Origin of the sequence: Dyella sp. A6 (assembly GCF_036320485.1) — a bacterium.
GTDB lineage: Bacteria > Pseudomonadota > Gammaproteobacteria > Xanthomonadales > Rhodanobacteraceae > Rhodanobacter_A > Rhodanobacter_A aluminiiresistens.
This window is the reverse complement of the sequence record NZ_CP132911.1, coordinates 652,843-677,445: the sequence shown is the minus strand read 5'-3', so window position 1 is coordinate 677,445 and position 24,603 is coordinate 652,843. Positions and strand designations below refer to the sequence as shown.

The following is a 24,603-nucleotide window of genomic DNA, read 5'->3' as shown; positions in this document are numbered from 1 at the left end:
CCACTGTCCGTTGAAATGCGGACTGTAGCCAACGATTCAAGCACGCTTATTGACGTGGATCTGTCAAGACCCGGGTTCTTCGGCGACCGTGTCGGGCAGGCAGGTACGGGCCGGCCGCGCCGCATGCCCGCGCCATCGGCAGCCATGGATCTTTGCGAGGCCACTCGCTATAACCGGCGATATTCGTCTCCGGTCATGAATACGTATGCAGGTGCTGGTTGCTGCACCGCGATGCGGCCTAGCCTAGGGCGGATCACCGTGTAACCGGCCTGCCGCCGACCAGGAGACGACCGATTGAATACGACCGCCCCCAGTGCCGTGCGCGCGAAGCCCGAGCTGTCGTTCTGGCAGATCTGGAACATGTGTTTCGGTTTCCTCGGCATCCAGTTCGGCTTTGCCCTGCAGACCGCCAACGTCAGCCGCATCTTCCAGACGCTGGGCGCATCGCTGGAGCAGATCCCGGTGCTGTGGATCGCGGCGCCACTGACCGGCCTGATCGTGCAGCCGATCATCGGTCACTATTCGGACCGCACCTGGACCCGGCTGGGGCGCCGACGCCCGTACTTCCTGGCCGGCGCCCTGCTGGCCACGCTGGCCCTACTGGGGATGCCGAATGCCGGCATGCTGTGGGTGGCGGCGATGCTGCTGTGGCTGATGGACGCGACCTTCAATATCGCGATGGAGCCGTTCCGTGCCTTCGTCGCCGACCAGTTGCCGGTCAGCCAGCGTCCGCGTGGGTATCTGCTGCAAAGTTTTTTCATCGGCACCGGTGCGGTGATCGCATCGATGCTGCCGTGGATTCTTGCGCACCTGGGAGTCAGCAACGTCTCGCCGGACGGCGGCATTCCCGACACGGTGAAATATGCCTTCTACGCAGGCGGCGCGGCCCTGCTGGGCGCCGTGCTGTGGACGATTTTCACCACGCGTGAATATCCGCCCGAGCAGCTACGCAGCTTTGAACCCGAGCCACAGGAAAAGCACCTGCCCGAGCTGCGCGGCATCTGGCGCAACGGCAGTGCCTGGCTGGCCGCAGGCATCGTGGTCGCCTTGCTGATCGAACACTTCCACCTGCGCCAGGAGATGTACCTGCTGGCCGCGGGCCTGGCTGCCTACGGCCTGCTGCTGATCGGTTACGAAGCCGCGTTGAAGCTGCGCCCCGCGCTGGCGGAAAAGCGTGGCCTGCTGGGCGACGTGCTGGGTGACCTGCACCAGATGCCGGCCGCCATGCGCCAGCTGTCCTGGGTGCAGCTGTTCTCGTGGTTCGCCATGTTCGCGATGTGGATCTACACCACCGCATCGGTAGCGCAGGTCCAGTACGGCACCACCGACGCGCACTCGGCGCTGTTCAACGTGGCGGCGAACTGGGTCGGCGTACTGTCGGCCATGTACAACGCCTGCGCCGCACTGGCGGCACTGATCATCCCGCTGATGGTGCGCCGCTGGGGCCTGCGCATGAGCCACCTGGTCAACTTGTGGCTGGGCGGCGCGGGACTGGTCTCGTTCCTGTTCATCCACGATCCGCACTGGCTGCTGCTGCCGATGGTCGGCGTGGGCTTCGCCTGGGCGTCGATCCTGGCGCTGCCCTACGCCATGCTCTCGGACAATCTGCCCGCGGCGAAGATGGGCGTGTACATGGGCATCTTCAATTTCTTCATCGTGATCCCGCAACTGGTTGCTGCCAGCGTGCTCGGCGAACTGCTGAAGCGCTGCTTCCACGATCAGCCGGTCTGGGCCCTGGTCGTGGGTGGCGTCAGCCTGTTCGCCGCTGGCCTGTGCACCTTGCGGGTCCGGATCAAGGCGGCCTGACCCGCCAGCACATCGGCCCGCACATCGGCCCGCATATCGGCTCGAAACACACGATCGACGTAACGCCGGCAGCTCGCCGTGACGGATATCACAGGCGCAGGCGGGACTGTCTCACAGGCTTGGGCATCGCAGCGGGACAAGGACGAAAATTCGGCCACAATCCATCGAAGGCCGGGAACCAATCGCAAAACGCCCGGTCTTAACCTTCGACAGGCGGCACATTCCATGGCCGTGGAATGCGTCGGTACGTACGGTCCGAGCCTCTCCGCCCGTGACGACGCACGTCGCCTGTCAATGGTGCTCTCCTCAAGCGTCCCGATGTCGACGCTCTTCGTCCCGGCGCGGTCTTCCCCCTGCGCCGGGATTTTTATTTGTGCGTTATCCGGCCCGCGCAATCGCCTCGCGCATGGCCACGATTTCAGTCGCATAGTCCGCCGCGCCGAAGATGGCCGAGCCGGCCACGAAGGTGTCAGCACCGGCGGCTGCGATGGCGCCGATGTTCTCCGCGTTCACGCCACCGTCGATTTCCAGGCGCACATCCAGGCCTCGCTCGTCGATCATGCGACGCACACGGCGCAGCTTCTCCAGCGCCATCGGAATGAATTTCTGTCCGCCGAAGCCCGGGTTCACCGACATGATCAGCACCAGGTCCAGCTTGTCGAGCACGTAATCGAGGCAGTCCAGCGAGGTGGCCGGATTGAACACCAGACCCGCCTTGCAGCCGGCATCCCTGATCAGGCCGATGGTGCGGTCCACGTGCTCGCTGGCTTCCGGGTGAAAGCTGACCAGGCTGGCTCCCGCCTTGATAAAATCCGGCGCGATGCGGTCGACCGGCTTCACCATCAGGTGCACGTCGATCGGCGCGGTGACGCCATAGGCACGCAGTGCTTTCAGCACCATCGGTCCCATCGTGAGGTTGGGCACGTAATGGTTGTCCATCACGTCGAAATGCACCCAGTCGCCGCCCGCGGCCAGCACGGCGGCGGTGTCCTCACCCAGCCGGGCGAAGTCGGCGGAGAGAATCGAAGGGGCGATGACAGGCGTCTGTTTGCTCATGATGGTTCCGGCGAATGAAAGCTCTGGGCGTCTAGTGTAAGGCGCCGGCTTACTTGAAGCCGCGCTCGCTCTTGATGCGCTCGTAGGCCGCGTTGATTTCGCTGGCCCGCACCTCGGCGCGCTTGCGCATTTCCTCGGGCAGATCGCCCAGCCGGTCCGGGTGATGCTCGGAGATCAGCTTGCGGTACGCGCGCTTCACCGCGCGGTCGTCCGCATCACGGGCAATGCCGAGCACCGCGTAGGGATCGGGGCCCTGCGTATTGCGCGTGGGCGGTACATAACCGCCGCCCGGGCCATGACCGTAGCCGCGTTGGCCCCCGCCGGCAGCCGCATTCCATGCATAGCCCTTCATCGCCATCAGTGCCATCAGCTCCATATCGCTGATGCGCAGTGCGAAGGCCAGCTGGCGCAGGATGGCCATTTTTTCCGGCGCGGGATTGCCCTCGGCCAGTACGGTCTCGATGACCACGTCGAGCATCGAGAACGCGTGATCGCGGCGCAGCCCGGCCCAGCGACGCAGCTCGTCGATGGACTGCGCCACGTCGAAATCCGGTTGCTTGCCGCGATTGAAGCTCGCTACCGCGCGCTTGCGCAGGTCGCCGTCAAGGTTCCAGCGGGCCATCATCCGCTCGGCCACGGCGATTTCGGCCTCGGACACGCGCCCGTCCGCTTTCGCCACTGCGCCCAGCAGGGAAAACAACGGCACTACGAAACCGCCCGCCTCGGGACTTGCGCTGCGGCGCTGGCTCAGGCGCAGATTGTCCATGACGAAGCCGATGATGCCGCCGACCGCCGCACCAGCGAAGCCATGCCCCAGCATCAATCCCGCCAGGGCGAACCACAGCGTGTAGGTGTAATTCATGGCTGCTTCGGCCCGCCCGCGGGCTGCGCGCTATACCACTGCGCCAGCGCGTCCAGCTCCGCGTCGCTGAGCGGACCGATCGCCGCACGCATGACGGCCACGTCGCGGCTGCCATCGCGGTAATCCTTGAGCGCCTTGCGCAGGTAGTCCAGCTTCTGACCCGCCAGGTTCGGCACACCGGGGACACGGGCGATACCGTGCTCGCCATGGCAGGCCGCGCACAGGCCCAGACGCAGCGGCTTCGCCGGAGGGGTGGCCATGGCAGGCATCGCGAGCGCCAGCCCCAGGGCCACGATGGATACAGTTCGCATCGGCAGGATCAAAGCGGTAAAGGCGCCGATTCTAGCAGTGCCATTGCCGCTCCGGGCGCGCTACGCCGAAGTCGCCTGACCGCTACAATAGACGCCTACCCATGCCGTCCCCGGAGTTCCCGTGCCCACGACCTTGCTGCAAGCCGACCTTCCCGGCCTCGACCTGATCCATCGCGGCAAGGTTCGCGACGTCTACGCACTGGACGCCCACCGTCTGCTGATCGTCGCCACCGATCGCCTGTCCGCGTTCGACGTGGTGCTACCCGACCCGATTCCGGGCAAGGGCGAGATGCTGACCCAGATCTCCAACTTTTGGTTCGGCAAGACCGCGCACCTCATGCCCAACCACCTGCTCGACGTGCCGCTGGCCGAGGTGTTGCCGGCAGGCGTCGATCCGGCGCTGTACGCGAAGCGCGCCGTGGTCACGCGCCGGCTCAAGCCCGTGCCGGTGGAGGCCATCGCACGCGGTTACCTGATCGGCTCGGGCTGGAAGGACTACCGGGCCACCGGTGCGGTATGCGGCATCCAGCTTCCCACCGGACTGCAACAGGCCGGCAAGCTGCCGGAACCGATCTTCACTCCGTCCACCAAGGCTGCCGTGGGCGACCACGACGAGAACGTCCGCTTCGATGCGGTGGTCGATGCCGTCGGTCGCGAACTGGCCGGGCAAGTGCGCGACGCCACCCTGGCCATCTACACCTGGGCCGCCGGGTTCGCCGCGGAGCGAGGCATCATCCTGGCCGACACCAAGCTGGAGTTCGGCACCGACGAGAACGGCAAGCTCTACGTGATGGACGAGATGCTCACCCCCGACTCTTCGCGCTACTGGCCGGCCGACCAGTACCAGGTGGGCATCAGCCCGCCCAGCTACGACAAGCAGTTCGTGCGCGACTATCTGGAGACGCTGGACTGGAACAAGACCGCACCGGGACCGAAGGTTCCCGCCGAGGTGATCGAACGCACCCGCGCCAAGTATGCCGAGGCGCTGCAGCGGCTGGCCGGCATCGAGCTGGACTGACGCCTGTCTCGCGCGACGGCGGCAAGCCGAGTTGCCGCCGTGGTCGCGCTGGCATCAAGGCGCCGAACCTGCTATCCAGTCGCAGCGCCCGACTGACGGCGCCACCTTCGTGAGGAGCAGCCATGCGCAGCATGCAGGAATGGCTCGACAGCTATAGCAGCGACCACCGGAACCCGGTCAACCAGCGCTTCCACTGGTTGTGCGTGCCGCCCATCGTGTGGTCGGTGATCGCCCTGCTGTGGACGATCCCGGTGCCAGCCGCTTTCGCCAGGCCGGGGGCCTGGGCGGTGCTGGCCATCGTGTTGGCGTTCTACTGGTACTGGCGGCGCTCGCACCGGCTGGCCATCGCGTTGCTGATCGCACTCGTCCTGCTCGGTCTGCTCACCCACCTGCTGTACCGCTCGCTCGGCCCGCTGCACCTTTGCTACCTGGCCATCGGCGTCTTCGTGGTCGCGTGGGTGGGGCAGTTCATCGGCCACCGCTTCGAGGGCCGCCGCCCCAGCTTTTTCACCGACCTGTCGTACCTGCTGATCGGTCCGGCATGGCTGATGGAAAAGCTGCTGCGCAAACTCGGCTTCAAGGCATCCGCATGACCGAATCGATGCTCGCCCTGCTCAGCAGCGTGATCTGGTGGGTGCTGTACAGCTCCATCAGCGCCTTGTTCTGTGCATTGGTCGCCTGGGTCGTGCTGCGCTGGTGCGAGCAGGGACCACCGGTATTCAACCGGGTTTACCTCGCCTGTCTGCTGTGGACGCTGCTGGGCGTGCTGCTGGTGGCTGGCGTGGCCATTCGCGAAGGCCACGTGGCGCCGCCTTATACCAGCCTGCTGGCGTCAGGGCTGCTGCGCGTGGTGCTGGTCATCGAAATGCTTGTCGGGGCCCTGCTGCTGTGGCGGCTGGTTCCACGTTACGACAAGCGGCGCATCCGCCTGACCAGCGCCTGCCTGGCAGTCGCCGTGGTGATGGCGATCATCTTCGGCATCGCCACCTCGCTCGGGGTGACCTGAGTTCCGCGCATCCACCGGCGAAGCGCCAACGATAAGTGCTCGCAACGAAAAAGGGCTGCCAACGGCAGCCCTTCTTGCGGTCGGATGACGGCGATCAGCCGGCGACGCGCTTCACCGCATCGACCACGTGGCTCACCGTGATGCCGAAGTAGTCGTACAGCTGGTTCGCCGGGGCCGACGCGCCGAAGGTGCTCATGCCGATCACCTCACCGTCCAGCCCCACGTACTTGCGCCAGAAGTCGACGTAGCCCGCTTCCACCGCGACGCGGGCGCGGCACCAGTCCGGCAGCACGCTTTCGCGGTATTCCAGCGGCTGCGCGTCGAAGGTCTCGGTGCACGGCATCGACACTACGCGGACTGGCAGGTTCTGCTGCGCCAGCGTGCGCGCGGCCTCCATCGCCAGTTCCACTTCCGAGCCGGTCGCGATCAGTACCGCCTTGAACTTGGTGTCAGCCGGGTCGGAGAGCACGTAGGCGCCGCGCGTGATGTCGGCCAGCTGCTGCGCGCTGCGCTGCTGGTGCTTGAGCGTCTGGCGCGAAAACACCAGGCAGGACGGGCCGTCCTTGCGCTCGATCGCCGCCTTCCACGCGACCGCCGACTCCACCGCATCGCAGGGGCGCCACAGGCGGTTGTTCGGGATGTAGCGCAGCGAGGCCATGTGTTCCACCGGCTGATGGGTCGGGCCGTCCTCGCCCAGGCCGATCGAGTCGTGGGTGTAGACGTGGATCGAGTGCACCGGAATCAGCGCGCTCATGCGCACTGCATTGCGCGCGTAGTCGGAAAACACCAGGAAGGTCGCGTCGTACGGGATGAAGCCGCCATGCAGCGCCAGGCCCGTGCTGATCGCGGTCATCGCGAACTCGCGCACGCCGGAATGGATGTAGTTGGCATCCGGGCTGGCTTCGGTGACGCTGATCGAGCCCTTCCAGATCGTGAGGTTGGAACCGGCCAGGTCGGCCGAACCGCCGATCAGCTCGGGCAGCAGCGGACCAAACGCGTTGAGCGTCATCTGCGACGCCTTGCGGCTGGCCACGTCCGGTCCCTCGGTCTGCATCTGTTCGACCCACGCCTGCGACTTTTCAGCCCAGTCGGCCGGCAGCTCGCCGGCGAGGCGACGCTGCAGCTCGGCCGCCAGGTCCGGATGCGCCTTGGCGTAGTCGGCAAACAGCGCGTTCCATGCGGCCTCGCGCTTCGCACCGGCGTCCTTCGCATCCCAGCCGGCATAGATCTCGGCCGGGATCTCGAACGGCGACGAACGCCAGTCCAGCATGTCGCGGGCCGCGGCGACCTCGCTCTTGCCCAGCGCCGCGCCGTGGCAGGCCTCGGTGCCTTCCTTGTTGGGCGAGCCGAAGCCGATGATGGTCTTGCACATCACCAGCGACGGCTTGCCGGTCTCGGCCTTGGCCGCGGCGATCGCCGCCTTGATCTTGTCCGGGTCGTGACCGTCCACATCGCGGATGACATGCCAGCCACAGGCCTCGAAGCGCATCGCCGTGTCGTCGGTGAACCAGCCCGGCACCTCGCCATCGATGGAGATGTTGTTGTCGTCGTAGATCAGGACCAGCTTGCCCAGCTTCCAGGTGCCGGCCAGCGAGATGGCTTCCTGCGAGATACCTTCCATCAGGCAGCCGTCGCCGCAGAACACCCAGGTGTGGTGGTCGACGATGTCGAAACCGGGGCGGTTGAAGCGCTCGCCCAGCACCTTCTCGGCCAGCGCGAAGCCCACGCCATTGGCGATGCCCTGCCCCAGCGGCCCGGTCGTGGTCTCCACGCCGACGGTGTGGTGCGCCTCGGGGTGACCCGGCGTCTTCGAGTGCAGCTGGCGGAAGCGCTTGATCTCGCTCATCGGCAGGTCGTAGCCGGTCAGGTGCAGCAGGGCGTACTGCAGCATCGAGCCGTGACCGTTGGACAGCATGAAGCGGTCGCGGTTGAACCATGCCGGATTGACCGGGTTGTGCTGGTGGAAATCGTTCCACAGCACCTCGGCAATGTCGGCCATGCCCATCGGCATACCCGGGTGCCCGGAATTGGCCTGTTCCACGGCGTCCATGGCAAGGGCGCGCACGGCGTTGGCGAGTTCGCGGCGGCTGGTCATCGGTCGATCTCCGGAAAAGCGGATGGGGGAATCACTATTGTCGCCGATCACCGCGGGACTGTCGCCCCGGCGGCCTGACTTAATACTCGCTTAATACTATACCGTTCGGTATTGAAACCCTTCAGCCTCATCCCGATCTAATGCACCGGCACCGCGAATAGCGGTGCATAACCGCAGCATCACCTTTCCCCAAGGCGCTGCGGAGCACACCAAAAACAAGAGGAAGACCCCATGAACAAGACTCTGCTCGCCCTTGCACTGGTCGCCGGTGCAGCTACCGTTCCCGCCGCTTTCGCCCAGGGTTCCACCCCCTCCACGGTCCAGCAGGGCTGGTACGTCGGCGCGGATGCCGGCTATGCCAACGTGAGCCAGGGCCATTACGACAATGGCGATTTCGCCGGTGGCGTAAAGGGCGGCTACCGCTTCGCACTCAACCCGAACACGTCGCTGGGTGTGGAAGTCGGCTATCAGTACCTGGGCCAGGTCAATGCTGAAGGCGCCTACGGCAATCTGCCGGGCAGCAAGTCGAAGCTGCGCGGTACCACCGCCGGTGTCGACCTGCGCTACAACTTCAACCCGCGCTGGTACGGCGAAGTCCGCGGCGGTGCCTTCTACGCCCAGGGCCAGGGCCTGACGCGTGGCGACAATCCGGAATTCCGTCGCTTCGGCAGGACCAGCTACTACGCCGGTGCCGGCGTGGGCATGAACTTCACCCAGCAGTGGAGCATGGGCCTGAACTACAACTACTACGAGGCTTCGGCCCGCGGCGTGCGGCTTGACCCGAGCGTGTACACCGTTTCGGCGGAATACCGCTTCTGAGCCCAGAGCACTCGGGCTTCACACGGAAACGGGCGCTTCGGCGCCCGTTTTCCGTTGCATCGGCCGGTCCCACCAGGGTCGTCCGCCGATTAATCAAGACTTAACTCTTGCCGCTGCGGCAGGAATCTTCCGGCGACATCGTTCGTCCAAGTTCCAGTGTCACGCGGATGTATTCCGCGGACACCGCTGCCAGCCCATTTCCCCAGGTGGCCGGCAGTCGACCCGTCCAGAACAAGAGGAAATACACCATGAATAAGTCCCTGATCGCCATGGCTCTCGCCACCACCGGCCTGTTGGCCGTGCCAGCCGTATTCGCCCAGAGCATGCCGACCGACAACGGTGGCTGGTTCGTCAACGGTAATGTGGGCCGTACCTACATCAACCATGGCCCCTACGATGGCCACGATACCGGTTACGGCCTCAACGGCGGCTACCGCTGGTCGATGAGCCCGACAGTGGCACTGGGCGTCGAGGCCGGCTACAACGACCTCGGCAACATCCACGCCAGAAACATTTTCAACGGCCAGCCGGTCGTCAATCGCGACAAGACCCAACTGCACGGCTGGACCGCCGGCGTGAACGGACACTTCAACATCAGCCCGAACTGGTATGTCAGCGCACGCACCGGCATCTACGGCTGGCGCGGTCATGGCATGAGCAACGATGCACTGCCCGCCGTGCAGCACCTGAGCGATACCAGCTGGTATGCCGGAGCAGGGTTCGGCTACGACTTCAGCAACAACATCAGCCTGGGGCTGAACTACGACCACTACGACGCCAACAAGCACAACGTGGATCTGAGCACCAACATGATTTCGGTCGGTGCCGAGTACCGCTTCTGATCCATCCAGTTCCGGAAACGAAACGGGCGCCCGAAGGCGCCCGTCTTCGTACCGGCTTGCGCCAGTAGCGACTTACTTGCCGTTCCACTGCCCAAGCGCGGCCAGGCCATTGTCCTTGGCACGGGCATGCACGGTCTTCTGGGCTTCGGCGACATTGCCCTTGATGTCCTTGCTCCACAGCTTGAGCGCAGCCTGCTGCATGGCTCGGCCATAGGAGAACGAGAGCGGCCACGGGTGCGGGCCCATGCGGTTCATCGCATTCAGATGGGCGGTCGACTGCTCGTCGTTCTGGCCACCGGAGAGGAACACGATGCCCGGCAACGAGGCCGGCACGCAGGTCTTCAGCACGCGCACGGTGGCCTCGGCCACCTCTTCGACACTGGCCTGCTCGTCGCTGCTCTTGCCCGGGATCACCATGCTGACCTTCAGGATGGTGCCTTCCAGCATCACGTTCTGCTCGTACAGCGCGTTGAACAGGCTGCGCAGCACGGCCTCGTGAACCTCGTAGCTCACCTCGATGGAGTGGTCGCCGTCCATGATCACTTCCGGCTCGACCATCGGCACCAGGCCCGCTTCCTGGCACAGCGCCGCATAGCGCGCCAGCGCGTGGCAGTTTGCCTCGATCGCGGTCGAGCTGGGGTTTTCGTCGGAAATGTTGATCACGGCACGCCACTTGGCGAACTGCGCGCCCAGTTTCACGTACTCGGCCAGACGCTCGCGCAGGCCGTCCAGGCCCTCGGTCACCACATCGCCCGGGAAACCGGCCAGCGGCACCGGCCCCTTGTCCACCTTGATGCCCGGGATGATGCCGGCCTGCTTCATGACCTGGGTGAACGGCACGCCGTCCTTGGTCGACTGGCGGATCGTCTCGTCGTACAGGATCGCGCCGGAAATGTGCTCGCCCAGGCCCGGCGTGGTCAGCAGCAGTTCGCGGTAGGCACGGCGATTTTCCTCGGTGTTCTCGATGCCGACCGCCTCGAAGCGCTTGCCGATGGTCTTGGTCGACTCGTCAATGGCGATGATGCCCTTACCGGGCGCGACCATCGCCAGGGCGATGCTTTCGAGATCTTCGATACTCATGGACGACTCCGAAAAAACAGTGGCGGCCAGCGGCCGCGCAGGATGGATGCCACCCGCGCGGGGTGGGCAAGGCTGAAAGCGCGCATTCTAGCGGGAACCCGTGCCCCCGGCACGGACAGGCCCCTCAACCCTGGTCATAGCCCGGCAGCGCGCACGGCGCCATCAGCTTGGCCTGTGCCGCGGCCCCGTCCGGCGCATTGAACGGCACCACGTAATAGGTGGCTATCGGCTCGTGGTTGCGGTTGCTCAGCGAGGGACCGAAGCGGAAGTTGGTCACTGCGCTGGCCGCCGCCGATCCCAGATCGCTGTCGGGAACGACCTTGCGCACTTTCACGTCCTGCGGCACGCCGTTGGAGCCGATCATGTAGCTGACTGCCACGCAGCCCGGCTTGAGCATGTTCTTGCCACTATTGGGCATGGTGACGGCCACCTTGGTATTCAGGCGGATCCAGTAGTTGTAGAGGTTATCCGGCCCCACCCGGCGTGCGTCCTGCGCCAGCACGGGCACAGCGCACAGCATGGCGGAGGCCAGCAACAACGACTGGCTGAGGCGAAACGACTTCGTCTTCATGCGGATCTCCTGCATCGGATGCGATAGGGACTCGATGAGCGCAGTTTAATCGCCTTGTGCGATATCGGCGTCATCGACAACGCCTGCGGCCTCGACGCGGAGATAACCCGGCAGCGTCGTCACAAAGCAAAGCGGCCCACGCCAGGAGCGGGGCCGCTGCGCAAGCCGCCACGGGCCGGTATCCGGCCCGGTCGACGATCAGAGCGAACGCACGCTGTCGACGACGCCGTCGGCACCCACCGAAAGCAGTTTCAGCGTGTTGGTGCCACCGACATGGCCCACCCGGTCGCCATAGGTGATCACGACGCGGTCGCCCTCGGCCAGCCGGCCCTGCTCGAACAGCAGCTGGACCGCCGCACGGGTCGAAGCCGCCATGCTCTGCTTGTCGGCATGGCTGAACGCCACCGGGCGCACGTCACGCAACAGCAGCATGCGACGGCGTGCCGCCGCGAACGGCGACAGGCCATAGATCGGCACCGAGCTGCGGTAACGCGACAGCCACTGCGCAGTCGCACCGGACTCGGTCAGCGCCACGATCGCGCGCACGCCGAGCCGGCCGGCCAGCACCATCGACGCCAGCGCGATCGCCTGGTCGGTACGGTCCAGCCGGTGGTCGGCGGTGGAGTAGTCGTCTTTCGGCTCAAACTGGCGCTCGGCGCCCAGGCAGATGCGGGCCAGCGCGGCCACCGCCTTGTCCGGATGCGCACCGGCGGCCGATTCTTCCGACAGCATCACCGCGTCGGTACCGTCGATCACCGCGTTGGCCACGTCCAGCACCTCGGCACGGGTCGGGATCGGCGAACGCACCATCGACTGCAGCATCTGGGTGGCGGTGATCACCGCGCGGTTACGCTCGATCGTCTCGCGAATGATCTTCTTCTGCAAACCCGGCAGCTCGGCGTCACCGATTTCCACACCCAGGTCGCCACGCGCCACCATCACCACGTCGGACGCATCGATGATCTCGCCCAGCACGGGGATCGCATCGGCACGCTCGATCTTGGACACCAGCGCGGCGTCGCCACCGGCCTCGTGCAGCAGGCGGCGCGCCTCGTGCATGTCCGCGGCCGAGCGCACGAAGGAAACCGCAAGAAAGTCCGCGCCGATCTCGGCGGCGAGCTTGATGTCGGCCCGGTCCTTGTCGGACAGCGCCGAAACCGAGAGGCCGCCGCCCTGGCGATTGAGGCCCTTGCGGTCGGACAGCTTGCCGGCCACCGTCACTTCGCAGCGGACCTCGGCACCGACCACATCCTGCACGGTCATCGCCACCAGGCCGTCGTCCAGCAGCAGCACGTCGCCCACCTTCACGTCGCGGGGCAGCTCGTGGTAGCTCACACCCACGCGGTGGATGTCGCCGACCGGCGCGCCGGGCGAACAGTCCAGCACGAAGTGGTCGCCGGCTTTCAGTTCGATCGGGCCATTGGCGAAACGCTCGATGCGGATCTTCGGACCCTGCAGGTCGGCCAGGATGCCGACCTCGCGCCCGACATCCGCCGCCGCCTTGCGCACCGCCGCCGCGCGCGCCCGGTGATCATCGGGCTGGCCGTGGGAAAGATTGAGGCGCACCACGTCCACGCCCTCGACGATGATTCTCTCGAGCATCCCCGGCGCATCGGTGGCAGGACCGAGGGTGGCGACGATGCGGGTGCGGCGGCTCTGGGTTTCGTTTGTCATCTGGCCAGATTTGATAGTCGTTGATCGAACGACCAGCCTATCAGAGCAGAGACGCATACGCGCGCGTTTGGCATCAATTTCCCAGCGCGATATTGAGCACCTCGGCCAGACGCCGCCCAGCAATGCGCAACTGGCGCTCGGCCACCGGCAGTTCAGCATTTACATAGGCCTGGCCAATCACATGTCTGGACGGATAGATGTCCCTGCTGATGCGGCAGGATTCTTCGGCCCACTGTGCATAGGGGTTGTCCAGCGGCGCGATCGCGGGCGGCAGCTTCACCGGCCCCTCCGCACGCAGGCGGCGCGCGTACGCGCGCCAGCCGAGTCCGCGCGTCTCCAGCATGCCCGAGTCCCACACGCGATGCAGGTTGCTGCCCTGGCCCTCGAACTGGACCTGGAACTTGTTGCCGCCGAGGTCATCGCGATAACCGGCATGCAGCGGCTGGTGGATGTCGCCGACGAAGTGCACCACGAACTTCAGCGCCTGCAGCCGCACACGATCCGGTTGCGAGCGGTCACCCAGTATCCTGACGTAATGCGACAAGGCAGCCACCACGCATTCGCCGTCGCGGCAATCACGTGGAGGCACGTAATCGCACCTGGGGCCGCCATGGAAGTTGATGTAATGCAGGCGACGCGTCTGCTTCCACAGCACCTGGTCATCCGGGATGTTGCGGATCTCGTCGGGCCAGCTGGCAATCGCGGCCAGGTCGTGCACGTGGTCGAGCGACAGCAGATGCTCGACCTCGGCTTCGGCCGCGGGACTCAGCTGACGCTGGGCCAGTGCGGCAACGATGCTGTGGCCCAGCGGCCCCCAGGCCTGTGCCGCCGGCACGACCAGCAGGGCAACGAAAAGGATCAGGGCGATACGACGCAGTAAGGGCATTGCGAACATCCGATGGGCGGCGAAAACCAAGCCGCGCATGTTGCCACAGCCATCGTGACACCTGATCGCTCGCGGGCATGCCGCCCTCGCCATGCGGCGCGGACGTGCGCGACCGCCCTGCCCGCTCAGGCCTCGCCGCTATGCACCAGCACACCGTCCGCGTCCTGCACGTTGACGGCGACCTTGATGCCCTGGCGCACACTTTCGGTGACGATGCAGAAATCCTCGAACTGGCTCATCACACGGTCCATGTGTTCGAGCGCGGCCGCTGCATCGCCCAGCTTCAGGTCGACGGTGATATGCACTACACGCCAGCGGCCATGCTCGTTGCGCTGCAGGGTGGCCCGTGCCTTGGCCGACAGCTCGTCCGGCTCGTTCTTGAACTTGCGCAGGGCGAACAGCAGGCTGGCGCACAGGCAGTTGGCCACGGCGGCCGTCAGCAGCCGCGAGGGATTCGGCCCCGCACCATGCCCCAGCGGCTCGGACTCGTCGGTCGCCAGATCGGGCACCGAGGTGCCGTCGAAGCGCACCCGGAATTCGTAATCGGACACCTGGTCAAGGCTCAGCTCGACCGTCTGCTCGTCACTCATGTGTCTGCTCCTGGATGACGGCGCCGGCTACGCGCCAACCATGCATAGTAAAGCAGCGGAATGACCAGCAGGGTCAGCACCGTCGACACCAGGATGCCGAAGATCAGCGACACCGCCAGGCCCTGGAAGATCGGGTCGTCGAGGATGAAGAAGCCACCCAGCATCGCCGCCACGCCAGTCAGCACGATCGGCTTGGCGCGCACCGCTGCCGCATCGATCACCGCCTCGCCCAGCGGCCGCCCGGCCGCCACCGCGTGATTGATGAAGTCGATCAGCAGGATCGAGTTGCGCACGATGATGCCGGCCAGCGCGATCATGCCGATCATCGAGGTGGCGGTGAACTGCGCGCCGACCAGCGCATGCCCGGGCATCACGCCGATCACGGTCAGCGGGATCGGCGCCATGATGATCAACGGCACCACGTAACTCTTGAACTGGCCGACCACCAGCAGATAGATCAGCACCAGACCACCCATGTAGGCCAGCCCCATGTCGCGGAACGTTTCGTAGGTGATCTGCCACTCGCCGTCCCATTTCACCGAGACGCCAGCGGTACTCTTCGGCGGCGAAATGAAATACTGGCTCACGGTGTGCCCGGCGATCTTCTCGTGATCGAGCTTGCCGACCAGATTGAACATGCCGTAGAGCGGGCTGTCGACGGCACCTGCATCGTCGCCGGTGACGGTGGCATAGGGCAGCAGATCCTTGTGATAGATCGCCTTCTCCCAGTTTGCGGACACCACCTTGACCACCTCGGAGAGCGGCACTAGCGCACCGCTCTGCGCACGTACGCGCAGGGCCAGCAACTGACTCATCGACGCCTGGTCCCCCGCCGGCAGGCGCAGTCGCACCGGCACGGCGTACTTCGCGTGGCCATCCATCAGATAGGTCGCGTCATCGCCGGACAAGGCTGTGCGCAACGCCTGCACAATGCCTGCCTGGGTCAACCCCAGACGCGCCGCCCGGGCACGATCGACGACGACGATCCTGCGCGGCGAATCCGATTCCACGCTAGTGTCCACGTCGACGATGTCCGGCGTGCTGCGGAACACCTTCTCCAGCCCCAGCGCCACCTTACGGATCGTGCGGTAGTCGGGTCCGTACACCTCGGCCACGATCGGCGCCATGACCGGCGGCCCCGGTGGTACTTCCACCACCTTCAGCGAGGCGCCGTAGCGGGCCGCGATCTTCGCCAGTGCGGGTCGCGCAGCCAACGCGATTTCGTGGCTCTGCCGGTGACGCTGGTCCTTGTCGACCAGGTTCACCTGCAGGTCGCCGACCAGCGGTCCCTGGCGCAGGTAGTACTGCCGCACCAGACCATTGAAGGTGATCGGCGAGGCGGTGCCCGCATAACCCTGCCAGTCCTTCACTTCCGGAATTTTCGCCACCTGGGCGGCCAGGTCGTGCAGCAGCTGGTTGGTGCGCTGGAGCGTGCTGCCTTCGGGCATGTCCACCACCAGCTGGAATTCGGACTTGTTGTCGAACGGCAGCATCTTCAGCACCACCGCCTTCACTACCACCAGCCCGACCGAGGCGAGCACCAGCAGCCCCACCGCCGCGAACAGCAGGCGACGGTTGCGCCGTGCCCGACCACCGTCGATGAAGGGACGCATCACCCGCTGGAACAGGCGCAGCAGGCGACCGCCCGCGGCTTCGTGACGTGCGCCGCCCTGCGTATCGTCGGCCGCATGGTGAGGCTCGTGCCGAAGCAGGCGCAGCGCCAGCCAGGGCGTCACGGCCAGGGCGACCGCCAGTGACAGCAGCATGCCGGCCGACGCATTGATCGGGATCGGCCGCATGTACGGCCCCATCAGGCCGGACACGAACGCCATCGGCAGCAGCGCGGCGATCACCGTGAAGGTCGCCAGGATGGTCGGCCCGCCGACTTCGCTCACCGCCTCGGGAATCGCCTCGCGCAGGCTGCGTCCACCCAGCGCCATGTGCCGGTGGATGTTCTCCACCACCACGATCGCATCGTCGACCAGGATGCCGATCGAGAAAATCAGCGCGAACAGCGACACCCGGTTGATGGTGAACCCCATCGCCCAGGAGGCGAACAGGGTCAGCGCCAGCGTGATGATGACCGCACTGCCCACCACGATGCCTTCGCGCCAGCCCAGCGCCAGCACCACCAGCAACACCACCGACAGGGCGGCAAGCAGCAGGTGCAGCAGCAGGCCATCGGCCTTGGCGGTGGCCGTGAGGCCGTAGTCGCGGGTGACCGCCACATGCACGCCGGCAGGAATGTCCACGTCTTTCATCGCCTTCAGGCGCTCGCGGATCGCCCGGGTGATGTCGGCCGCATTGCTGCCGGCCTTCTTGGCGATGGCGATGGTCACGGCCGGCGCATTGCCGGTGGCGGGGCCGGCCCGGTCAGCCGGCGCGCCGAACCAGACATAGCGCGAGGGCAGGTCGGCGCCCTGCTGGACCTTTGCCACATCGGACAGATAGACCGGCTGGCCGTTTTTCAGACCGATCACCAGATGCGCCACATCGGCCGCACTGGCCAGGAAGGTGCCCGCGGTCACCGGCGTGTCGCGGTTGTCCGCGACCTGGTCGCCAGCCTGGGCGACCACGTTGGCCGCCTTCAGCGCATTCGATAGTTCATCCAGCGACATGCCGTACGACGCCAGCTTCGCCGGGTCGAGCTGCACCACCACCGCGCGATCGGGCGCACCGATGGTGTAGACATCGCGCGTGCCGGGCACACGCTTGAGCACCGTCTCCAGCGTATGCGCCACCTCGGCCAGCTGGGTCGGCCCCTCGCCGGGCCGGTCGCTCCACAGCGTCAACGCCATCACCGGCACGTCGTCGATTCCCATCGGACGGATCAACGGCTGTCCCACGCCCAGGCCACGCGGCACGAAATCGCGATTCTGATAGATCTGGTTGTACAGGCGCACGATCGCGGTCTGGCGCGGTACGCCCACCTTGAACTCCACGGTGATCATCGACACGCCTGGCCGGCTGACCGAGTAGACGTGCTTGATACCCTTGAGCTCGGACAACTTCTGCTCCAGCGGGAAAGTCACCAGTTTTTCCACGTCGTGCACGTCGGCACCGGGAAACGGCACGGTGACATTCGCCATGGTCACGTCAATCTGCGGCTCTTCCTCGCGCGGCGTGATCGCCATCGCAGTCAGGCCCAGCAGCAGGGCCGCCACCGCCAGGATCGGCGTCAGCGGCGAAGACTGGAAGATCCTGGCAATGCTCCCGGCAAAGCCTAACCTGGGCGCGTTCATCGCGCTTCCTTGCGGCGTTGCTCGATCAGCCAGCGCACGGCCGCGTCGGGATCGGTCGCGATGTGTTCGCCACCTTCCAGCCCGGCCAGCACCTGGATGCTGTCGCCGCTCACGTCGCCCGTGCGCACCTGGCGCAGCGAGACATGGTCGCCGTCGATCACATACACACCCTGCAGTTCGCCACGCTGGACCAGCGCACTCAGCGGCACCAGCAGGCGCCGGGCATCGCCGGTCGCGAAAGCCACCTTGACCGTCATGCCCGGATAGAGACCGGGATGGTCACCGGCAAGATCCAGCCGCACGCTGAAGGTGTGTGTGGCCGGGTCGGCGTACGGGAACACCGTGACCTTGCTGGCCGCCAGCGTCTTCTTTCCACCATCGAGCACGATCTCGGCAGAGCCGTAGCGGCGGATCGAATCGGCCACGCTCTGCGGCGCTTTCACATCCACCCGCAGGTCCTTCAGCGATGCCAGCCCGATCAACTGTTGCGCGAACGGCGGACCGGTCACCGCCTCGCCCACCTGGACATAGCGTTTGGTGATCACGCCGGCATACGGCGCGCGTACCTCGGTGTATTTCTCGGCCTGCCCGGCCTCGCGCCACTGCGCCTGGGCCGCATCCAGTGACGCCTTGGCCGCGTTGCGCTGAGCCAGCGCCTGGTCATACGCCGCCTTGGAAACATAGCCCTGCGGGTAGATCGCCGCCAGGCGCTGGTAGTTCGCCTGGGCATTGACGTAGTCGGCCTTGGCCGATGCGATCTGTGCCTGGGCTGCACGCGCGGCCGACTTCTGCTCGACATTGGTGAAACGCACCAGCACCGCGCCCGCCGGCACCACGTCGTTGACGTCATACGGCAGCGCCAGCACACGGGCGTCGGTCTGCGCCGTGAGCACGGCCGAGTTGACGGCCTGCACCGTGCCGTCCCAGATCTGCTGGCTGGGGCCTTCGTCGGCACGCACGACCATCGAGGCCAGCGGTGGCTTGGCTGTTGTCGACGCTGGCGCAGGCTGCTTGCCGCCACAGGCGGCCAGCAGCACGGCACAGAAGGTCGGCCAGAGGATTCGGTAAGCGTTTTTCACGGCAGGGTTCCGGTCGGCTCGGGTTGATTCACTTGCGCGAAGGGAAGGCACAGCCCGAGCGCACCCCAACCTTGGCAAGCACCATGGCCAGCGGGCAAAAGCCGGTGAAGGCCGACTGCAACAGATTGGCGCCGACGAACAGGGTCAGCAACAGCCACCAGGGTGACACGAAGTGCGCCAGCGCCACGCTGAGAAGTACGACGCTGCCAGCAAAGCCAAGTACGAAACGATCGATGTTCATCACAACTACCTCGGGAAGGATGGAATCTGTTCAACCACAACACCGGCCTGCAACCACAAGGCCGCATCCAGGCGATGCACACGACAGCGAGTCGACCTGCATCACCCGTAGCCGGGCTTGTTGACCGTTTTGCACAAAATCTAATTTAGCATTATCTTATGTATGTCCATGCGATAAAGTCAAGGCGCACATGCCCCGAATCACGTACCCCGAGAAAGCCCCATGCAGACCCCTTCAAGCACTGACCTGAGCGCCATGCGCGAACGCGCTGGAGAGGCGTCCCGGCTGCTGAAGGCGCTGGGCAACCCGCAACGCCTGCGCGTGCTGTGCCTGCTGGTCGGTCAGGAAATGTCGGTCGGCCAGATCAACGAACAACTGACCGACCTGAGCCAGTCCGCCCTGTCGCAGCACCTGGCCAAATTGCGCGACGAGGGCTTGGTCAGCACCCGTCGCGAATCGCAGACCATCTGGTATTCGCTCGAGCACGGCCCGACCGAACAGATCATTGCCACGCTTTACGGCATCTACTGCGCGCCGGATCAGCCGCCGCTCTGCGCACCGTCGGCCGACGCCTCGCGCAAGCGCACCGGCAAGCGCAAATAGCGCCCCCCGTTACTTTCCGCTTCCGGCAGATGGCCAGCCCGGATGTTCACCTGCAGCGAGGGCCACAGCAGTCGCGGCACGGCCAGGCCGGCATCGCGGGTCGTGCGCATGGCCACGAACTCGGCCTCGCTCACGCCATCGCGCAGATGGATGTTCTGCGCCCGCTGCTCGCTCACCGGCACCTCGGCACGCGGCGCCGTGCCGGCAGCCGGATAGTCGTGACACAGGAACATCCGCGTCACCGGCAACTCGTACAGCCGGTGGACCGACCGATACAGCGCGTGCGCATCGCCGCCGGGAAAGTCGCAACGCGCCGAACCGCTGGCCGGCGAGAACAGCGTATCGCCGACGAACACCGCATCGCCAACGACATAGCTCATGCTGTCGGCGGTATGTCCCGGGGTCGCTACTGCCAGCACCGTCAGCGCACCCACCTGCAGCTCCTCGCCGTCGTTGAGCAGGTGGTCGAACTGGCGGCCATCCGCCACGAAATCCTGGTCGTCCAGGTGCAGGCGATCCTTGAAGGTGTGCTGCACCTGCACGATGCCGGCGCCGATCGCCACCCGCGCGCCGGTGCGCTCGCGCAGCCAGGCCGCGGCCGACAGGTGGTCGGCATGCGCGTGGGTTTCGAGAATCCAGTCTATACGCAGCCCGGCGGCCTCGGCGGCAGCCAGCACCCTGGCCGCACTGCCGGTACTGGCCTCGCCGGAGGCGGCGTCGTAGTCCAGTACCGGGTCGATGACCGCCGCCGCGGCATCACCGGATGCATGCACCAAGTAAGTCCAGGTCGCCGTGTCTTCGTGGCGGAATGGAATGACGTTCACTTGCATGGATAGCGCTCCGCGCAGACTTGACTTTACATTAGATATTGCTAATTTAATGAAGTCAACGGGCCAAAAATCAACCCGCCGCCATTCAATCTGCCATGGGAGCATGCGACATGAACGACTACCTGCCCAACCAGTGCTGCCCGGAAACCCGCCTGCTGTGCGGCGGCCAGCCCGATGAGCAACAGCTGGCGGCCTTTGCCGCGGAGCACTCGGGCGGCTGCGTGATCAATCTGAGGCCAGCCGCGGAAACCCCCGACTGGGACGAATCCGCCGTCGCACGCAAACTCGGTCTGGATTATGTGCACATTCCCGTCGCCGGTCCGCAGGACCTGACCCGCGCGAACGTACAGACCTTCGCCACGGCCGTGCAGTCGCACGGCGACAGCGCGCTGCTGATCCACTGCGCCAGCGGTCAGCGCGTGGCCGCCCTGCTCGCCCTGAAAGCCGCATGGGTGGACGGTTGCAGCACCGACCAGGCACTGGCTGCCGGCAAGGCCGCGGGACTGGACCGCATGATGCCCATGGTGCAGGCACAGCTGGCGAGCGGCTGAGCATCCGGCCGCACCGGCTTCGGACGGCCATACAGGATCGGCATGGGCGGATCAGGCTAGAATGCGGGTTTCGGCGACCACCCTAGGTCGCCTGTGTATCCGTCATCGAACCGGAGGAAAAGTGCTCATGGCGATCAAGGTCGGCATCAACGGATTTGGCCGCATCGGCCGCAACGTGCTACGCGCAGCCGTGCAGAATTTCGGCAACGACATCGAGATCGTGGCGATCAACGATCTGCTCGAGCCTGACTATCTCGCCTACATGCTGCGCTACGACTCGGTGCACGGCCGCTTCAAGGGCGAAGTTTCGGTCGATGACGGCCATCTGGTGGTCAACGGCAAAAAGGTGCGCCTGACCCAGGAGCGTGACCCCGCCAACCTGAAGTGGGACGAAGTCGGCGCCGACGTGGTGCTGGAATCCACCGGCCTGTTCCTGACCAAGGAAACCGCGCAGAAACATCTCGATGCCGGCGCCAAGAAGGTGATCATGTCGGCCCCGTCGAAGGACGACACGCCGATGTTCGTGTACGGCGTCAACCACGGCAGCTACGCCGGCCAGACGATCGTCTCCAACGCCAGCTGCACCACCAACTGCCTGGCCCCGGTGGCCAAGGTGCTGAACGACAAGTGGGGCATCAAGCGCGGCCTGATGACCACCGTGCACGCCGCCACCGCTACGCAGAAGACCGTCGACGGCCCGTCCAACAAGGACTGGCGCGGCGGCCGCGGCATCCTGGAGAACATCATTCCGTCCTCCACCGGCGCAGCCAAGGCCGTGGGCGTGGTGATCCCCGAGCTCAACAAGAAGCTCACCGGCATGAGCTTCCGCGTGCCGACCTCGGACGTTTCCGTGGTCGACCTGACCTGCGAACTGGACAAGCCCGCCAGCTATGACGAAATCTGCGCGGAGATGAAGGCGCAGAGCCAGGGCGCGCTGAAGGGCGTGCTCGGCTACACCGAAGACAAGGTGGTGGCCACCGACTTCCGCGGCGAGTCCTGCACCTCGGTGTTCGACGCCACGGCCGGCATCGCGCTGGACAGCACCTTCGTCAAGCTGGTGAGCTGGTACGACAACGAGTGGGGCTACTCCAACAAGTGCCTCGAGATGGTGCGCGTGGTCGCGAAGTAAATCGCCACCGCAAGGCATGAAAAAGCCGGGCCTCGCCCGGCTTTTTCATGCGCGCTGCTACCCCGGCGACGTCATGCCGCAGCGGCCGGACCATGACACCGCCTTATCATTCGCGCATGACCGCACCGCACACGCTCGACGAAACCGGCCTGGCATACCTGGTCGACCACTTCTACGACAAGGTGCGCGGCGACCCGCTGATCGGCCCGGTGTTCAACGCCGCAGTGCATGACTGGGCAGAACACAAGCGCCTGCTCACCTCGTTTTGGTGCTCGGTCGCACTGGGCGCTGCGAGTTACCGCGGCCAGCCGATGGCAGTCCATCGCAAACTGCCGTCGATCCGCGGCGAGCACTTCGAGCGCTGGCTCACCTTATGGCGCGAAACAACCCGCCAGCTGCTGGGCGAAGCCGATGCCGCACGGATGATCGACTACGCCGAACGCATCGGCCGGAGTCTGCGCATGGGCATGGGGCTGCGCGACGGGCGACTGTCGCGTCCGCTCGGCATTTCGGTGATTCAGTTGCCGACCGCACCCTGAGCCACCCGGCCCCCCACGCGCAGTGCGATGCTCCCGGACGGAACACGCCCCGGTGCGGACCGAAGCGTGCGTGTTGCTCAGCCCAGCGCAGCCAGCGCCGCGTCGTAGTTGGGCTCGTCAGCGATCTCGCCGACCAGCTCGGTATGCAGCACGCTGTCGTCGGCGTCCAGCACCACCACGGCACGCGCGGCCAACCCGGCCAGCGGACCGGAGGCGATGGCCACGCCGTAATCCTGCAGGAACTCGCGGCCACGCAGGGTGGACAGGGTCACCACGTCGTCCAGGCCTTCGGCACCGCAGAAGCGCGCCTGTGCGAACGGCAGGTCGGCCGAGATGCACAGCACCACGGTATCGCTGAGGCCGGCGGCCTTCTCGTTGAAATGACGCACCGAAGCGGCGCAGGTGGGCGTATCGACGCTGGGGAAGATGTTCAGCACCTTGCGCTTGCCGGCGAAGCTGGCGAGCGTGTTGTCGGACAGGTCCTTGCCGACCAGCGAGAAGGCCGGCGCCTTGGCGCCCTTGGCTGGAAGCTGGCCATCGACCTGGACCGGGTTGCCCTTCAGGGTGACTTGCGACATGGGAAATTCCTCGTGACAGGGTGGGAGAAACAGATACGGGGGCGCGCCGCCCTCGGGCGATGCGCACAGCCTGTCCACGATAGCGCCGGGGCGCCGCTCCGTCACCCGCCACGCAGGCTTCGCTTGATGCGAGCCGTTCAGCGCCGGCCATCCAACGCCGATCGTCAAGCGCCAGGTTTCAGCGCTTGAGCGGTGCGATGGTCTGCTCGATGGCACCGAAGATCGACTCACCGGCCGCGTCGGTGATCTCGATGCGCAAGCTGTCGCCGTACTTCAGGAACGGGGTCGACGGCTTGCCGTCGCGCAGGGTTTCCACTGTGCGCTGCTCGGCCAGGCAGGACGCCCCCTTCGACGTGTCCTGGTTGGCGATGGTGCCCGAACCGACGATGGCGCCGGCAGTCAGCGGGCGCGTCTTGGCGGCATGGGCCACCAGCTCGGCGAAGCTGAACTGCATGTCCACGCCGCACTCGGCCTCGCCGAACCATTCGCCGTTGAGCCAGGTGCGCATCGGCAGGCCGAGTTTCTCGCCCTGCCAGGCATCGCCCAGCTCGTCGGGGGTGACGAACACCGGCGACAGCGCCGAACGCGGCTTGGACTGCAGGAAACCGAAGCCCTTGGCCAGCTCGCCCGGGATCAGTCCGCGCAGGCTCACGTCGTTGACCAGGCCGACCAGCTGGATATGCGCGGCCGCCTCGGCTGGCGTCACGGCCATCGGCACATCGTCGGTGACCACCACGACTTCGGCTTCCAGGTCGATGCCGTAATCCTCGCTGGGTACCACCACCGGATCGCGCGGACCGAGGAAACCGGCGCTGGTGGCCTGGTACATCAGCGGATCGGTGTAGAACGAGGCCGGCACCTCGGCGCCACGCGCCTTGCGCACGCGCTCCACGTGCGGCAGATAGGCCGAGCCATCCACGAATTCGTAGGCGCGCGGCAGCGGCGCGGCAAGCCGGGCCATGTCCAGCGCGAACGCGCCATCGGCGCTGCCGGCATTCAGCGCTTCGGACAGCGCGTTGAGACGCGGCGCAGCGTTCGACCAGTCGTCGAGCGCGGCCTGCAGGGTGGCGGCGATGCCGGTGGCCTTCACGGCACGCGAAAGGTCGCGGCTGACCACGATCAGGGTGCCGTCGCGGCCACCTTCCTTGAGGGATCCGAGTTTCATCGTATTGCCTTGTCTGGAATGTCGATGTGA

General features: G+C 65.8%; 25 protein-coding genes. 10 read left to right on the top strand and 15 right to left on the bottom strand.

What is annotated here, in order from left to right; all coding sequences use genetic code 11:
- Positions 1–360 precede the first annotated feature (360 nt).
- Positions 361–1,806, top strand: a complete 1,446-nt coding sequence (locus tag RA164_RS02780) for an MFS transporter (protein WP_329743466.1) — start codon at positions 361–363, stop codon at positions 1,804–1,806.
- 378 nt (positions 1,807–2,184) lie between these two features.
- Here RA164_RS02780 and rpe read toward each other — a convergent pair whose 3' ends face one another.
- From rpe to RA164_RS02765, 3 genes are read right to left on the bottom strand one after another with little or no spacing between them, the layout of a single operon-like run.
- Entirely contained in the window at positions 2,185–2,862 is a 678-nt protein-coding gene (gene rpe / locus RA164_RS02775; RefSeq protein ID WP_329742454.1) for a ribulose-phosphate 3-epimerase, read from the bottom strand.
- A 49-nt stretch (positions 2,863–2,911) separates the two neighbouring features.
- Positions 2,912–3,724: a co-chaperone DjlA gene (gene djlA / locus RA164_RS02770; RefSeq protein WP_329742453.1), complete on the bottom strand. Its 813-nt coding sequence runs from the start codon at positions 3,722–3,724 to the stop codon at positions 2,912–2,914.
- A complete protein-coding gene (locus RA164_RS02765; protein WP_329742452.1) occupies positions 3,721–4,035 on the bottom strand; it encodes a c-type cytochrome in 315 nt (104 codons plus the stop codon). Before RA164_RS02765 ends, djlA begins: the two co-directional genes overlap by 4 nt.
- A 121-nt stretch (positions 4,036–4,156) precedes the next feature.
- On the opposite strand from RA164_RS02765, the gene RA164_RS02760 reads away from it, so the two are divergent.
- The 3 genes from RA164_RS02760 to RA164_RS02750 all read left to right on the top strand — a co-directional run bounded on the left by RA164_RS02760 (position 4,157) and on the right by RA164_RS02750 (position 6,059).
- A complete protein-coding gene (locus RA164_RS02760; RefSeq protein ID WP_329742451.1) occupies positions 4,157–5,053 on the top strand; it encodes a phosphoribosylaminoimidazolesuccinocarboxamide synthase in 897 nt (298 codons plus the stop codon).
- A gap of 122 nt (positions 5,054–5,175) precedes the next feature.
- A complete protein-coding gene (locus tag RA164_RS02755) occupies positions 5,176–5,646 on the top strand; it encodes an Mpo1 family 2-hydroxy fatty acid dioxygenase (RefSeq protein WP_329742450.1) in 471 nt (156 codons plus the stop codon).
- Positions 5,643–6,059 (top strand): hypothetical protein, encoded by a 417-nt coding sequence (locus tag RA164_RS02750; RefSeq protein ID WP_329742449.1) that lies wholly within the window; start codon positions 5,643–5,645, stop codon positions 6,057–6,059. Before RA164_RS02755 ends, RA164_RS02750 begins: the two co-directional genes overlap by 4 nt.
- Positions 6,060–6,153: 94 nt before the next feature.
- Here RA164_RS02750 and tkt read toward each other — a convergent pair whose 3' ends face one another.
- Positions 6,154–8,154 (bottom strand): transketolase, encoded by a 2,001-nt coding sequence (tkt, locus tag RA164_RS02745; protein WP_329742448.1) that lies wholly within the window; start codon positions 8,152–8,154, stop codon positions 6,154–6,156.
- Between the two features lie 231 nt (positions 8,155–8,385).
- On the opposite strand from tkt, the gene RA164_RS02740 reads away from it, so the two are divergent.
- Both RA164_RS02740 and RA164_RS02735 read left to right on the top strand, forming a co-directional pair.
- Entirely contained in the window at positions 8,386–8,973 is a 588-nt protein-coding gene (locus RA164_RS02740) for a porin family protein (RefSeq protein ID WP_329742447.1), read from the top strand.
- Between the two features lie 248 nt (positions 8,974–9,221).
- A complete protein-coding gene (locus RA164_RS02735; RefSeq protein ID WP_329742446.1) occupies positions 9,222–9,815 on the top strand; it encodes a porin family protein in 594 nt (197 codons plus the stop codon).
- 72 nt (positions 9,816–9,887) lie between these two features.
- Here the strand turns inward: RA164_RS02735 and RA164_RS02730 are convergent, their stop codons facing one another.
- From RA164_RS02730 to RA164_RS02695, 8 genes are all read right to left on the bottom strand, one after another.
- On the bottom strand, positions 9,888–10,895 hold the full coding sequence (locus RA164_RS02730) for a class I fructose-bisphosphate aldolase (protein WP_329742445.1): 1,008 nt from the start codon (positions 10,893–10,895) through the stop codon (positions 9,888–9,890).
- 124 nt (positions 10,896–11,019) lie between these two features.
- Positions 11,020–11,466 (bottom strand): energy transducer TonB, encoded by a 447-nt coding sequence (locus RA164_RS02725; RefSeq protein WP_329742444.1) that lies wholly within the window; start codon positions 11,464–11,466, stop codon positions 11,020–11,022.
- A 198-nt stretch (positions 11,467–11,664) separates the two neighbouring features.
- Complete coding sequence (gene pyk / locus RA164_RS02720; protein WP_329742443.1) at positions 11,665–13,140, bottom strand: pyruvate kinase; 1,476 nt, start codon at positions 13,138–13,140, stop codon at positions 11,665–11,667.
- Positions 13,141–13,213: 73 nt separating this feature from the next.
- A complete protein-coding gene (locus RA164_RS02715; protein ID WP_329742442.1) occupies positions 13,214–14,026 on the bottom strand; it encodes a S1/P1 nuclease in 813 nt (270 codons plus the stop codon).
- Positions 14,027–14,151: 125 nt separating this feature from the next.
- Positions 14,152–14,616 (bottom strand): OsmC family protein, encoded by a 465-nt coding sequence (locus RA164_RS02710; RefSeq protein ID WP_329742441.1) that lies wholly within the window; start codon positions 14,614–14,616, stop codon positions 14,152–14,154.
- Positions 14,613–17,858: an efflux RND transporter permease subunit gene (locus tag RA164_RS02705; RefSeq protein ID WP_329742440.1), complete on the bottom strand. Its 3,246-nt coding sequence runs from the start codon at positions 17,856–17,858 to the stop codon at positions 14,613–14,615. The genes RA164_RS02710 and RA164_RS02705 overlap by 4 nt, the downstream gene beginning before the upstream one ends.
- Positions 17,855–18,937 carry an efflux RND transporter periplasmic adaptor subunit gene (locus tag RA164_RS02700; protein WP_329742439.1) on the bottom strand — a complete coding sequence of 361 codons (1,083 nt, stop codon included), beginning with the start codon at positions 18,935–18,937 and terminating at the stop codon, positions 17,855–17,857. The genes RA164_RS02705 and RA164_RS02700 overlap by 4 nt, the downstream gene beginning before the upstream one ends.
- A 28-nt stretch (positions 18,938–18,965) precedes the next feature.
- Positions 18,966–19,178 carry a YgaP family membrane protein gene (locus RA164_RS02695; RefSeq protein WP_329742438.1) on the bottom strand — a complete coding sequence of 71 codons (213 nt, stop codon included), beginning with the start codon at positions 19,176–19,178 and terminating at the stop codon, positions 18,966–18,968.
- Positions 19,179–19,400: 222 nt separating this feature from the next.
- Here RA164_RS02695 and RA164_RS02690 point away from each other — a divergent pair, with 222 nt between their 5' ends.
- Positions 19,401–19,781, top strand: a complete 381-nt coding sequence (locus RA164_RS02690; RefSeq protein WP_329742437.1) for an ArsR/SmtB family transcription factor — start codon at positions 19,401–19,403, stop codon at positions 19,779–19,781.
- Here RA164_RS02690 and RA164_RS02685 read toward each other — a convergent pair.
- Positions 19,718–20,611, bottom strand: a complete 894-nt coding sequence (locus tag RA164_RS02685) for an MBL fold metallo-hydrolase (protein WP_329742436.1) — start codon at positions 20,609–20,611, stop codon at positions 19,718–19,720. The genes RA164_RS02690 and RA164_RS02685 overlap by 64 nt on opposite strands.
- 110 nt (positions 20,612–20,721) lie before the next feature.
- Between RA164_RS02685 and RA164_RS02680 the strand changes: the two genes are divergently transcribed.
- From RA164_RS02680 to RA164_RS02670, 3 genes are all read left to right on the top strand, one after another.
- Entirely contained in the window at positions 20,722–21,162 is a 441-nt protein-coding gene (locus tag RA164_RS02680) for a protein tyrosine phosphatase family protein (RefSeq protein ID WP_329742435.1), read from the top strand.
- A gap of 127 nt (positions 21,163–21,289) precedes the next feature.
- Complete coding sequence (gene gap, locus RA164_RS02675) at positions 21,290–22,291, top strand: type I glyceraldehyde-3-phosphate dehydrogenase (RefSeq protein ID WP_329742434.1); 1,002 nt, start codon at positions 21,290–21,292, stop codon at positions 22,289–22,291.
- Positions 22,292–22,383: 92 nt separating this feature from the next.
- Complete coding sequence (locus RA164_RS02670) at positions 22,384–22,830, top strand: group III truncated hemoglobin (protein WP_329742433.1); 447 nt, start codon at positions 22,384–22,386, stop codon at positions 22,828–22,830.
- A gap of 77 nt (positions 22,831–22,907) precedes the next feature.
- On the opposite strand, the gene tpx is transcribed toward RA164_RS02670, so the two are convergent.
- Positions 22,908–23,408: a thiol peroxidase gene (gene tpx / locus RA164_RS02665; protein ID WP_329742432.1), complete on the bottom strand. Its 501-nt coding sequence runs from the start codon at positions 23,406–23,408 to the stop codon at positions 22,908–22,910.
- 178 nt (positions 23,409–23,586) lie between these two features.
- Positions 23,587–24,573 (bottom strand): fumarylacetoacetate hydrolase family protein, encoded by a 987-nt coding sequence (locus tag RA164_RS02660; RefSeq protein ID WP_329742431.1) that lies wholly within the window; start codon positions 24,571–24,573, stop codon positions 23,587–23,589.
- Positions 24,574–24,603: the final 30 nt, after the last annotated feature.